Annotated in this window: 9 protein-coding genes; 3 read left to right on the forward strand and 6 right to left on the reverse strand. The window is 43.8% G+C overall.

The window, feature by feature from the left end; translation table 11 throughout:
- The first annotated feature begins 154 nt into the window (after positions 1-154).
- Both L1271_RS06300 and L1271_RS06305 read left to right on the forward strand, forming a co-directional pair.
- Positions 155-1,216: an ABC transporter substrate-binding protein gene (locus tag L1271_RS06300; protein ID WP_235367372.1), complete on the forward strand. Its 1,062-nt coding sequence runs from the start codon at positions 155-157 to the stop codon at positions 1,214-1,216.
- Positions 1,217-1,358: 142 nt separating this feature from the next.
- The gene (locus tag L1271_RS06305) at positions 1,359-3,002 is read left to right on the forward strand and encodes a S8 family serine peptidase (protein WP_235367373.1); all 1,644 of its coding nucleotides are present in this window, start codon (positions 1,359-1,361) and stop codon (positions 3,000-3,002) included.
- A gap of 26 nt (positions 3,003-3,028) precedes the next feature.
- Here the strand turns inward: L1271_RS06305 and L1271_RS06310 are convergent, their stop codons facing one another.
- The 6 genes from L1271_RS06310 to dnaK all read right to left on the reverse strand — a co-directional run bounded on the left by L1271_RS06310 (position 3,029) and on the right by dnaK (position 11,593).
- Positions 3,029-3,859 carry an EamA family transporter gene (locus L1271_RS06310; RefSeq protein ID WP_235367374.1) on the reverse strand — a complete coding sequence of 277 codons (831 nt, stop codon included), beginning with the start codon at positions 3,857-3,859 and terminating at the stop codon, positions 3,029-3,031.
- 3 nt (positions 3,860-3,862) lie between these two features.
- A complete protein-coding gene (locus tag L1271_RS06315) occupies positions 3,863-4,801 on the reverse strand; it encodes a phosphotransferase (protein WP_235367375.1) in 939 nt (312 codons plus the stop codon).
- A 449-nt stretch (positions 4,802-5,250) separates the two neighbouring features.
- Positions 5,251-7,506, reverse strand: coding sequence for an acyl-CoA dehydrogenase (locus L1271_RS06320; protein ID WP_138521350.1), 2,256 nt, complete (start codon positions 7,504-7,506; stop codon positions 5,251-5,253).
- A 277-nt stretch (positions 7,507-7,783) separates the two neighbouring features.
- The gene (gene ybaK, locus L1271_RS06325) at positions 7,784-8,242 is read right to left on the reverse strand and encodes a Cys-tRNA(Pro) deacylase (protein ID WP_102058007.1); all 459 of its coding nucleotides are present in this window, start codon (positions 8,240-8,242) and stop codon (positions 7,784-7,786) included.
- A 138-nt stretch (positions 8,243-8,380) separates the two neighbouring features.
- Positions 8,381-9,517 carry a molecular chaperone DnaJ gene (dnaJ, locus tag L1271_RS06330; RefSeq protein ID WP_102058006.1) on the reverse strand — a complete coding sequence of 379 codons (1,137 nt, stop codon included), beginning with the start codon at positions 9,515-9,517 and terminating at the stop codon, positions 8,381-8,383.
- 153 nt (positions 9,518-9,670) lie between these two features.
- A complete protein-coding gene (gene dnaK / locus L1271_RS06335) occupies positions 9,671-11,593 on the reverse strand; it encodes a molecular chaperone DnaK (RefSeq protein WP_102058005.1) in 1,923 nt (640 codons plus the stop codon).
- Positions 11,594-11,855: 262 nt separating this feature from the next.
- On the opposite strand from dnaK, the gene L1271_RS06340 reads away from it, so the two are divergent.
- Positions 11,856-12,650: an acyl-CoA thioesterase gene (locus L1271_RS06340; RefSeq protein WP_010605352.1), complete on the forward strand. Its 795-nt coding sequence runs from the start codon at positions 11,856-11,858 to the stop codon at positions 12,648-12,650.
- Positions 12,651-12,667: the final 17 nt, after the last annotated feature.

Genomic DNA, 12,667 nt, shown 5'->3' on the forward strand with positions numbered 1-12,667 from the left:
CAATTAACGCATGAGCTAAATTCAATGCTATGAAAAATATGCAGGTTCCGAATAGCATTCAAAAAACAGGCAGATAGCGCAACGATTCTAGCGTAAACTATACTTGTAGCGTATTTAGCAGCACACTTTTTGAATATCAAAAATGTAGAGACTTATGATCCGAAAATTGTTGTTCATCTTTTTATTTTTATCGCCGATGGCCGTGCTATCTGCACAACGATTCAACGTTCAATTTGTAAACCCCGGTTTTGCAACAAAAAACCCTACTGGAGACTTTTGGTATAACGTCAGCAACGTGATGACTGCGGCAGCTAATAACATGAATATTTCCCTCAAAATCAGTTATGCGCAGCGCAACCATATTTTGATGAAATCGCTCGTAGAGCAAGCCTTGAAAAGTGATGCTGATTACCTTTTGCTGGTTAACGAAAAGTCGAGTGTCGTTCCCTATTTGTTAAACACCAAAGCCACCAAAATCAAGATTATTTTCTTGCTCAACGGACCGACTAAAACAGAGGAAGTAGCTCTGTTAAAGTCAGGACACCAAATTATTGGCACCATTGAGCCAGACAATTTCCAAGCCGGTTTTAAATTAATGCATCAACTTGCGCGAAAAGCACTTAGGTCCTCCAATCCATCGCAACATGTATTAGCTTTGCTAGGAGACGTGGCGACGACTGCGGCATTAGACAGACAAAAAGGCATGCGCGCTTATCTTGAGCACCATACAAAGCTAGAATTAATCGCAGAGGCAAATTGTCAATGGTCTCAGAATGAAGCTTATCGTCTCACTAAAGCGTGGTTACAGCGAGATCCCGCAATCACAACCGTTTGGGCTGCTAATGATCCTATTGCTTATGGCGCGTTACTCGCTGCTAAAGAGTTAAGCCGTAAGATCGTCATAGGTGGGATTAATTGGGATGAAGGTATTGCGCCAAAGTTAGATGTTTCGATCGGAGGGCATGTGTTGCTTGGGGCCTATACTTTAGCTCGACTAGCACAATATCATAGAGACTTTACACCAATAGACAGCGTGACCTTGTCTATTTTCGAATCGCTGGATGACGCTCACTTACCTTTGTATCATGCCATACATGGAAACTTTCCTGAACACCTGGACTTTTTACGTTACATTAACGATCCAGCGCAATTTACCATTACAGAACTAACTCACTCACTTAATAAAAATAACCACAATAATAATGTGAAGAATTGAGAATTTAAGAACGATTAATTAATGCAATAAACAAAACCCAGAAAGATAATGCAATTTACACCTGTCTAATCTTTACGCATTGACAGCGATGTCAACACCTGTTTTAGTAACAAACGTAAACAACATGTAAAACAGGTGAAATATGAAAAACAGTAATACAGTAGTAAAACTTCTTAAGCTTTCGACCCTTAGCGCTTGCGTTTGTGCAAGCCTTTCAGTTGCTCACGCAGATACACAGCGCGTTATTGTCACGTTAAAAGACAGCGCAACACCAAATGTTCTGCCAGTGCGCTTAAATCAAGCGGAAACGGCGCAGTTTAAAGCGCAGGCTTTGTCTGAAGCTGCCTACTCCACCTTGGGTACTGCTGCAGTCAACACATTGCCAAGCATTAATGCATATGTCGCCGAAGTTTCTTCTACGCAAATGCAACAACTACAAGCAAGCGGTAATATTGCACACGTAGAAGTTGACCCTAAACGCTATTTGCCAAGTGTAAAAACTTCGGCAATTGATTTACTCGCTGAAACCACACCTTATGGCATTAATATGGTGCAGGCTAACCAAGTATCTGACGGCTACAGCGGCAACCGTAAAGTCTGTATTATGGATACAGGTTATACGCTAGGTCACCAAGATTTACCTAGCACAGGCATTACAGGTAATGATGGCTACGGTAACTACGATACAGGTGTGTGGAGTAACGATGGTAACGGCCACGGAACACACGTTGCCGGCACAATCGCCGCTTTAGGTGGTAATGGCACAGGTGTGGTCGGGGTGAATCCATCAGGGCAACTAGGTCTTCATATTGTTAAAGTGTTTAATGACCAAGGCCGCTGGGCATACGGTTCCGACCTCATTAAAGCAATTGAGCAGTGTGAGCAGGCTGGCGCCAATGTAACCAGCATGAGTTTAGGTGGCAGCGGCAGCTCTACGGCAGAACGAAGCGCATTTGAGCAGAGTTATCAGCGTGGCATGCTACATATCGCAGCCGCAGGCAACGCGGGTAATAGCTCGTTGAGCTACCCAGCATCGTATAATGCAGTTGTATCCGTGGCAGCAGTAGACAGTTCTGAGTCAAAAGCCTCTTTCTCTCAATACAACAGCCAAGTAGAAATTGCAGGCCCGGGTGTTGGTGTAAACTCAACCTGGAATAATGGCGCGTATCGCAGTATTAGTGGGACTTCAATGGCAACACCGCATGTCTCTGGTGTCGCAGCACTAGTGTGGAGCCACTTCCCGCAATGTACAGCTCAGCAAATTCGCCAAGTGTTGAATACAACAGCAAAAGACAAAGGCCAAGCAGGTCGTGATACTTCTTACGGCTATGGTATTGTGCAAGCAAAAGCGGCGGTTGATTATCTAACAAATAATGGTTGTGATACTTCAGGTGCAGTCAATGCAAACTTTAACTTCAGCGTGTCCGGCCTCACTGCGACATTTAACAACCAATCAACAGCAGGTAGTTATCAGTGGGAATTTGGTGACGGTGCAACAAGCTCACAAACTAACCCATCACACACCTACGCAAGTGCTGGTACATACCAAGTGACACTCACTGTGACAGCTTCAAATAACAGAACTGCTTCTAAGACTCTAGCAGTTACCGTTAGTGATGCACCAGCTGGCTGCAATGGTATCCAAGAATGGAATGCAACTAAGTTCTACAATACGGGCGACCGGGTTTCATTCAAAGGCTTTGAATACCGTGCTACGTACTGGTCACAAGGCGCAAGCCCAGAGATCTATTCAAACGTTTGGACTAAAGTCGCGCAATGTAAGTAATACCAATTAGTCATTTTAAGTGGCGCTTAAGCGCCACTGTTTAATGCTAACATTGCACTACAACACAGAATAACAGAGATCATAAGCCATTCTTTTGTTGAAATTGTCTCTTTAAAAAACCACATCCCAAGCATACTCGCGCTGATTATGCCAATGGCTCTTTTCAATCCTTCAACAAGCCCCGGCTGAATTTCGGTTAACGCCTGCATTTGGAAGATAACAGCGACAGCGAATACCACTGCAGAAATAGTCCAGAGCAACCAATGTGCGCGGAAATTTTGATTTTTAAACTGTGGTCGTAACAAGATTAGATTAACAAAAAATACCATAAAGGTTAGAAACCCAGCATGAAAAGAGAGCGAGCTGTATTGCAAAGCCTGTTTATCGAACACGATGCAAAGCCCCCAGCAAAAAGAGGTGATTGCAACTTGTTTTGCACCTGGCTCTTGAAAAGAGAATCTGCCTCCTTGCAATAAAAATGAAGCGAGGACAATCGCAGCAATTAGCACTGACTGAAGTAGGGTTAAAGGTTCCCCGAGCAGCAGCCAAGCAAACACGCCAGCAAGTGCTGGAGTGATGGATAAAAGAGGCAGGATAACCGCCATGCGCCCAAGCGCAAGTGCCTGAATAAAGTTTACGCTACCAATTGCAGCCAAAACTCCGCTCGCTATCGCAGGCGCTAGATAAGCGGAACTTGGGAGCTGTTTGTCAACAACCAACCAATAACCAATGTATGCAGGTAAGACTAAGAGACTAAATATCACCGACATTTGCGCGGCTGAATAATGGCTTGCTAGCCTTTTTCGTAAAAAATCAAATGCAGCCCAATTTAACGCACTGAATAAGGCAATAGCCATTGATTATCCCTGTTGTAGTGCAATTTCCGTTTGAAATTTCATGTAATCATTGATTTTTACATGGTCCGGTTTCCAACCCAGCAGAAAACGATAAAAGTCAGCCCACACTACCGGCCACAACAATTCCCACTCGGAAAGGATCTGAGCAATATCAATAGAGGCGGCTTTGCCCAATAATTCTATTCTCAACATATCCAAATACAACTTGAGATACTCATCGGCATGGAGGAGCTGCGCTTTTTCGTCCAGTACAGACGTAATAAACAGCATTAAATCTGACACACCAATACCCTTTCCCACGTACTGAAAATCGAATCCTAGCGCTTGGTCACCGTTGAAGGCAAAGTTAGCAAGTTTAGCGTCGCCATGGATCCAAGTATGCCAATGGCTATTTTTGATACGATCTCGTAATCGAGGTGCCGCTTGTTTAATACTACTGTGCTGCATTCGCTCAAGCTCATCTGGCCGTGTATCCAAGTGCCAATAGTTTCCTTGTTCCCACACATGCTCTGCGGGGCTTTGTAAAAAGTGAGCATGGAATTTAGCTAACCACCCTATCACCGCTAATATTTGTGACTCGGACGGCTTAGTAGTTTGCGAAAAACCTTGAGTTGAGAAGTCTCTAAAGATGATGTAGTCCATCCCTTCACTTACCCCTTCACCTAAATAACTAGGCGTATTGCAAGGTGAGAGTAACTCGCATGCATGATGCTTGTAAAAGTGACGTTCTACTTGATAAGACTTAGCTTTACGCGCAAGCGCTACTGAAGATTGTTCAATTCGCCGATGTGCAATGTCACTAGGCACTTTAGTGCGCTTAATTGCAAGCTTCCCAGCATCATGATTGATAAATAACATATCACCACAACCGCTCCATAATTGTTGCTCTTGCTGTGTTGACATAGGCGCAGAAATTACATCGTTCGGAATACTTATTTTCACTGTGTTACACCCTTTTGTTATTTAACCTGAGAGCCGTTCAATAAATAGCCAAACTTCTTTATTGTATAACTCAGGTTACTTAAACACAGTACAACCCCTTACTTACTATTACGAATACCAATTTGCTTAATTAAGTGATCTATTTTGAGACGAGATAATCTTGTCGATAACTCCGCTACCGCATCCTGTTACCGCCAAGGTATCTACATCCATATAGACAAGGCAAAAATTTTGCTATTTAGTTGTTCTAAATAAAAAATTTTAACGCTGTTAACGTCAGATATGCTCCTTCAAATTGAGCAAGTATTAACAAAAAATTGGTATAATAAGCAAACCGTTTTACAGTGCTTGATAATTATAGCTGGTGTTATTATCTTTACCCAACATGAAAAAGCCCTTAACCAATTGGTTAAGGGCTTTTACTTTTACAGAAAAGTTATTTGTTTAACTTACTCATTCACCGCTTGCTTGACTGTTTCTTTCGCGCTTTGTTCATCTAACAAGTTTAAATCGAAGTCGAACTCATCCACTCGAATTGCTTTTTCACGCTTGCGGTTGTAATCAACCAGTTTTGCGTACTCCTCCTCGTTGATAAGGTTACCAACGAGTGCATTATCTAAGGTTTGTTCGAAACGAACACCTGGTTGGATCTCACGCTTGCGAACTGCCTTTTTAACTTTGGCAAGCAGGTCAAGACAACCCATCTTAGCTTTATATGCTTGCTCATTGATATCATGACCATCACCCGCTGTAGGTTTCACAAGATGAGTAAGCTGCGCTTTAAACGGTGTGTCCATTTGCGCTGCAGCGGCTAACTCTCTGATCATATCATCATTAATCTTAGGCATTTGTTTACCACTAAACTGCATCGTGATCACACGCATAAATTTACGAGTACCACTTGCCGGGAAGTTGTCTAAGAACTTATGCAGCGCTTCTTCAGCACTCATAAGTGCATGCCTTGTCGCATAATGGAAATAAGGTGCTGCTTGCTCACGCTCTGCTACCGCTACTTTCTGCTCATAATATTTGATTGAAGCCATCGCTGCATATAAGTGACTCATTACATCACCAAGGCGTGCTGACAGCATTTCTGCTTGCTTCAGTTTTCCGCCTAGCACAAGTAGTGAGAAGTCTGCATATACCGCAAGCTTCGCTGCTAATCTATGCGCGGCTTTTTCATAAGCACGCACTTCTGGTAATGGTGACTTTGCATCAGCAGTGAAAGGCATAAGGCCGTATTTGAAAGCGCGTAAGCTGTTGGCAACGCTATAGCTCACTGTTTTTGTCAAAATACCACGGAATTTACTGTCAGCATCTTTCTCTTCGCTGTGAATAGATTCAACCATCGACTGTAGATATGGGTGACAACGCATTACACCTTGACCAAAGATCATCAAATTACGCGTTAGGATGTTTGCACCTTCTACGGTAATCGCTATTGGTTGGGCAACATAACCGCTTGCAAGGGTGTTCTGAGGACCGTTTTGAATGGCCTTACCCGCTAGGATATCCATTGCAGAGTCCAACACATCGCGACCGGTTTCAGTCATGTGGTATTTTGCGATTGCTGTTACTACAGATGGCTTAAGGCCCATGCCTAAGCCTTCTGTTGTTAACACTCGCATTGCCTCTTGCATGTATGCTTTGCCTGCAATGTCCGCAAGCTTTTCTTGAATACCTTCAAATTGACCGATCGAGAGACCAAATTGCTCACGTACCGCAGCATATTCAGATGCAGATTTCAGTGCGACTTGGCTAGTTGATACGCCTAGCGCTGGTAATGAAATACCACGTCCAGCACCTAAGCAGCTAACCAACATCTGCCAGCCGCGACCGATATTCTGCTGGCCACCGATAATAAAGTCCATTGGGATAAAAACTTTTTCACCACGCGTTGTGCCGTTATAGAAGCGTATTCCCATAGGGTCATGACGATTACCAAGTTGCACACCCGGATGGTCATGTGGAATTAACGCACAGGTGATCCCTAGTTCTTTCTTACCGCCTAGTAATCCCTCAGGATCCAATACTTTAAATGCTAAACCGAGTACTGTCGCAATCGGCGCAAGTGTGATGTAGCGTTTGTCCCATGTTATTTCAAGACCAAGTACTTCTTCGCCGTTGTGCATGCCCTTTTTAACAATACCTTGGTCCGGAATGCCACCGGCATCTGAACCGGCTTCAGGGCTTGTTAGCGCGAAACATGGAATATCACGACCGTTTGCTAAGCGAGGAAGGTAGTGCGCTTGCTGCTCTTTAGTGCCGTAATGAAGCAATAACTCACCCGGACCTAGTGAATTAGGAACCATCACCGTTACCGCTACCGCAGAGGATTTAGTCGCAATTGTACCCACTATCGTTGAGTTTGCGTAAGGGCTAAACTCTAGACCGCCGTATTCTTTTGGAATGATCAAAGAGAAGAATCTCTCTTTTTTCAAAAATTCAAGCACATGCTCTGGCAAGTGTTTGCCATTTTGAATTTCCGAGTCATCGATCATACCCATTAATTCTTTAACTGGACCTTCTAAAAAAGCTTGCTCTTCTGCACTTAGCTTAGCTTCAGGTACAGCACGAAGCGCCGAAAAGTCAGGCTTACCTTGATAAATTGACCCTTCTAACCAAACATCACCTGCATCTAATGCTTCTTGTTCTGTAATTGAAATGCTTGGGAGGATCTTTCTTAAATTCGTTCTTAGGCTCATAATTAACTCATCCGACCAGATAGATATATCTACATTACGGCATAAAAATTCGTTTAGATCAATTACTCTACTTAATTTTTTAACGGCTTTTTTACTGAGTTATCGAGTGATTAATATAAATGACTGCTAAATTAATGGCTTACAGCTGTAAGTCGAAAAAAGTAAATTACTGTTCTTAGGGGGGAAATAGGAGTAAAAGAGGGACTTTGACACCCTTAGCAGTTCTAGACTGACATTTTATCTATAATAAAGATGGTTTTTAAAACCAGCACTGCCATTAAAACAGTGCGATTTTTGCTTTGCATAGCTGCTCTACCGTAGCAGGTGAAACAACGACTTCAACTCCCCGCTTGCCCGCACTAACATAAATTTGCTCAAATGCTAAAGCACTCTCGTGAAGTAACGTGGGCAGCTGCTTTTTCTGCGCAAACGGGCTTATACCGCCAATTAAATAACCAGTTACCTTTTGCGCGTTTTGTTGATCTGCAAGCTGTGCTTTTTTCCCCATACACGCTTTAGCAAAGGCTTTTAAATCCACTTGTTGCGTGGCGGGAGAAACGGCTACATACAATTTACCATCAACGTCAATCAGCAGGGTTTTAAATACTTTTTCTCGGTCTAGGTTGAGCTTTTTCGCTGCTTCATTAGCAAAGTCGTGATCGTTAGGGTCGTGCTCAAATTGCAGCACTTGGAACGCCACTTTCGCCTTTTTAAGTAGGTTAATTGCCGGTGTCATTACAAACTCCTTTTAAGCAGATGTTGATTTCTGTTATACCAAGAAACAAACGCTTATGCTATCGCCTTACGATGAGACCCATCATCCGTCAAAACAAAAATGCCCGCTATCGCAGCGGGCATTTTCAATAAGCTTAAGTTACTTAGTTAAGTCATCAAAGAACTTCTTAACGCCGTCAAAAAAGCCTTGTGCCTTAGGACGGTTCTTACCGTTGTTTTCACCCATAGACTCTTCAAACTCTTGCAGAAGCTCTTTTTGGCGCTCGTTTAAGTTTACTGGCGTCTCAAGGACAACTTTACAAATTAAGTCGCCTACTGCACCGCTACGCACAGATTTCACGCCTTTACCACGCATACGGAACATTTTGCCAGTTTGACTTTCCGATGGAATCTTCAGTTTTGCGCGGCCATCTAGGGTCGGCACTTCAATCTCACCACCGAGTGCTGCCGTTGTGAAGCTAATTGGCACTTCACAGTACAAATTGTTGCCGTCACGTACGAAGATTGGATGCTCTTTTACACTCACTTGTACGTACAGGTCGCCAGCTGGAGCACCATGCGCACCCGCTTCACCTTCGCCAGACAAACGTACTCTATCACCCGTATCAACCCCTGCTGGGATCTTAACGTTAAGTGTCTTCGTTTTCTCTACACGGCCTTGTCCGTGACAGCTGTTACATGGGTCTGAAATGATCTGACCTGTGCCCTGGCAAGTTGGACAAGTTTGCTGTACTGCAAAGAAGCCTTGGCGCATTTGTACTTGACCTGCACCATGACAGGTTGTACAAGTTTTAGGCTTAGAACCTGCTTTTGCACCACTGCCGTCACATGGTTTACAACTCACCCAAGTTGGTACTTGGATATCCACTTCCTTCCCACGTACTGCCTCTTCAAGACTTAACTCTAAGTTATATCTTAAATCTGCACCACGCTGTTGTCTTGATTGACGACGACCACCGCCACCACCAAAAATATCACCAAATACGTCCCCAAAAATATCGCCGAAGTCGCCAGCGCCGCCAAATCCACCATGACCAGCACCACCACCTTGTTCGAAAGCTGCATGGCCGTATTGATCATACATCTGGCGTTTTTGACTATCAGTCAATACCTCGTAAGCTTCTTTTACTTCTTTGAATTTCGCTTCGAGTTCAGCGTTACCAGCAGTACGATCAGGGTGATATTTCATTGCAAGGCGTTTATACGCCTTTTTAATGTCACGTTCACTGGCGTCTCTCGCAACACCTAATACTTCATAATAGTCAGGTTTAGACATTTTTATCACACTACTCTTTCTTGGCAACTTACATCGTTGCAAACTCTGCCGAGCTCTGTCGCTTGCAAATTAATGCCAGACAACAGTCTAATTTATAAACACGTAGGGCGCGACAAGCCATACAGCCAGCGCGCCCTCCTTCAAGAACTACAATTACTTGTCGTCTTTAACTTCTTCAAATTCAGCGTCAACTACGTCGTCGTCTTTTTTCGCTGAACCTTGTTGGGCACCTGCGTCACCGCCAGCTTGTTGAGCTTGCGCTTTTGCTTGAGCGATTTCCATAAGCTTTTGCGATTTCTCTGCTAGTGCTTGTGTCTTAGCATCAATTTCGTCTTTGCTATCACTCTTGATTGCTGCTTCTAGCTCGCCAAGTGCAGCTTCAATTGCTGTCTTGTCATCAGCTGGAAGGTCGTCACCCGCTTCTTCAACTTGCTTGCGTGTAGCATGAACAAGTGCATCAGCTTGGTTACGAGCGCCAACTAGTTCTTCAAACTTTTTATCTTCTTCTGCGTTTGCTTCTGCATCACGTACCATTTTTTCAACTTCATCGTCGCTTAGACCTGAAGAAGCTTGGATTGTGATCTTCTGCTCTTTACCTGTGTCCTTGTCTTTCGCAGACACATGTAAGATACCATCAGCATCCACATCAAAAGTAACTTCGATTTGTGGCACACCGCGCTGCGCTGGGCGAATACCTTCTAGGTTGAATTGACCTAGAGACTTGTTATCGCTTGAACGCTTACGCTCACCCTGTAGTACGTGAATTGTTACTGCAGACTGATTGTCTTCTGCTGTCGAGAAAGTTTGCGACTTTTTGGTTGGAATAGTCGTGTTTTTCTCAATTAACGCAGTCATTACCTGACCCATAGTCTCAATACCTAGAGACAGAGGACAAACGTCAAGTAGTAGTACGTCTTTCACGTCACCCGCAAGTACACCACCTTGAACCGCCGCACCAACTGCTACCGCTTCATCAGGGTTAACGTCTTTACGTGGCTCTTTGCCAAAGAATTCAGCTACTGTTTTCTGTACCAGTGGCATACGTGTTTGACCACCAACTAGGATGATGTCATTTACGTCGTTTACAGAAAGGTCTGCATCAGCAAGTGCACGTTTTAGTGGCTCGATTGATTGCGCAACTAAGTCTTCAACTAGTGACTCAAGTTTTGCACGAGTTAGCTTAACGTTCATGTGCTTAGGACCTGTTGCATCAGCAGTAACGTAAGGTAGATTTACCTCAGTTTGCTGTGCTGAAGACAACTCGATCTTCGCTTTCTCAGCCGCTTCCTTAACACGCTGCATCGCTAGCGGGTCGGTTTTTAGGTCGATGCCTTGGTCTTTCTTAAATTCTGCAACTAGGTAGTTGATAACGCGGTTATCAAAGTCTTCACCACCTAGGTGAGTGTCACCGTTAGTTGCTAGTACTTCAAAGGTGTGCTCGCCTTCAACTTCATCAATCTCGATGATTGAGATATCGAATGTACCACCACCTAAGTCGTATACTGCAACAACGTTGTCGCCTTGCTTCTTATCCATGCCGTAGGCAAGTGCTGCTGCTGTCGGCTCATTGATAATGCGCTTAACTTCAAGACCTGCGATACGACCAGCATCTTTTGTTGCTTGACGCTGTGAATCGTTGAAATATGCAGGAACTGTAATAACTGCTTCAGTTACTGGCTCACCAAGGAAGTCTTCAGCTGTTTTCTTCATTTTCTTAAGAACTTCAGCTGAGATCTGAGGTGCAGCTCTTTTCTCCCCACGTACTTCAACCCAAGCGTCGCCGTTGTCCGCTTTTACGATGTTGAAAGGCATGATGCTAAGGTCACGCTGTACTTCTTCATCTTCAAAACGACGACCAATTAGACGCTTGATAGCATAAAGTGTGTTTTTAGGGTTAGTCACGGCCTGGCGTTTTGCTGGCTGACCTACTAGTGTTTCACCATCATCTGTAAATGCAATAACAGAAGGAGTTGTGCGGTCGCCCTCAGCATTTTCAATAACGCGCGGCTTGTCACCATCAAGTACCGCTACGCAAGAGTTAGTAGTACCTAAATCGATTCCAATAATTTTACCCATGAATCATCTCCGACTTCAAAATTCGTTGTTCAGTTAGTTGATTTGATAAATAAGGTCACCGATTTGTAATTCAAGCGTCACAACTAAAAAAAAATGAAAAAATTTGAAATTTTTTTGCTTTTCGAACGTTTCGGTCAAAAAATCACCCTTAATTGCTTATTTTGAAACAAGTGAAGAATAAAATACGATGTATTTGACGCTTGATTACCTGGTTAGACCAGTTATGCTAAATGCAACATAATAAATAATGAGAAATGACAACATGACATTTGATGAAATTATTCAGTCGGAGCATTTACAGCAAGCGCAAACACAAATGACGTTTCCTGCAAGTTGGTGTCAAGGCCGCACTGCGTTTGGCGGATTGTCTGCGGCAATCGCGGTGCAAAGCATGAAGCATCAACTGACAGAGCCTCGTCGACTGCTCTCTGTGAGCGTAAATTTTGTCGGACCACTGCTAGAAGGCGCACCATTTACCGTTGCAACAACCATTTTGCGTAGCGGCAAAAATGCAACCCAAATGCAAACTCAACTGATCCAGTCAGGCGAAGTTTGTCTTATTGCTATCGGGTGCTTTGGCAAGGATAGAGAATCTGCTATCCAAGTTGCAAATGCGGATAGCCCTACTCTTTCAGATGTCAATCCAAAGGCTGTTCTTCCATATCAAGAAGGTGTGATGCCTGCATTTTTCCAACATGTCGCGCTCAATGCTCAGCAAGGTGCTTTGCCATTTTCCGGCGCACCATCTTCAAATCTGGGTGGTTGGATGCGATTTAAAGCACAAACTACATCGGTAAACGAACTACATACACTGGCACTTGCTGACTCATGGCCGCCAACGTTACTCCAGATGTGTAAAGCACCAAGCCCCGCTAGCAGTATGTCTTGGTACATAGAATTTTTGTGTGATATTTCACTCGACTCAGAGTCTTGGCTTGGCTTTGAAGCCGTGACTCACCATAGCCAAAATGGTTATGGTATTGAAGATGCAAAAATTTGGTCACAAAATGGCAAGCTGCTCGCCCTAAGTCGCCAAACCGTCGCGGTATTTGATTAACATTGATAAATTTGGGC

Origin of the sequence: Pseudoalteromonas sp. OF5H-5, from assembly GCF_021530695.1 — a bacterium.
GTDB lineage: Bacteria > Pseudomonadota > Gammaproteobacteria > Enterobacterales > Alteromonadaceae > Pseudoalteromonas.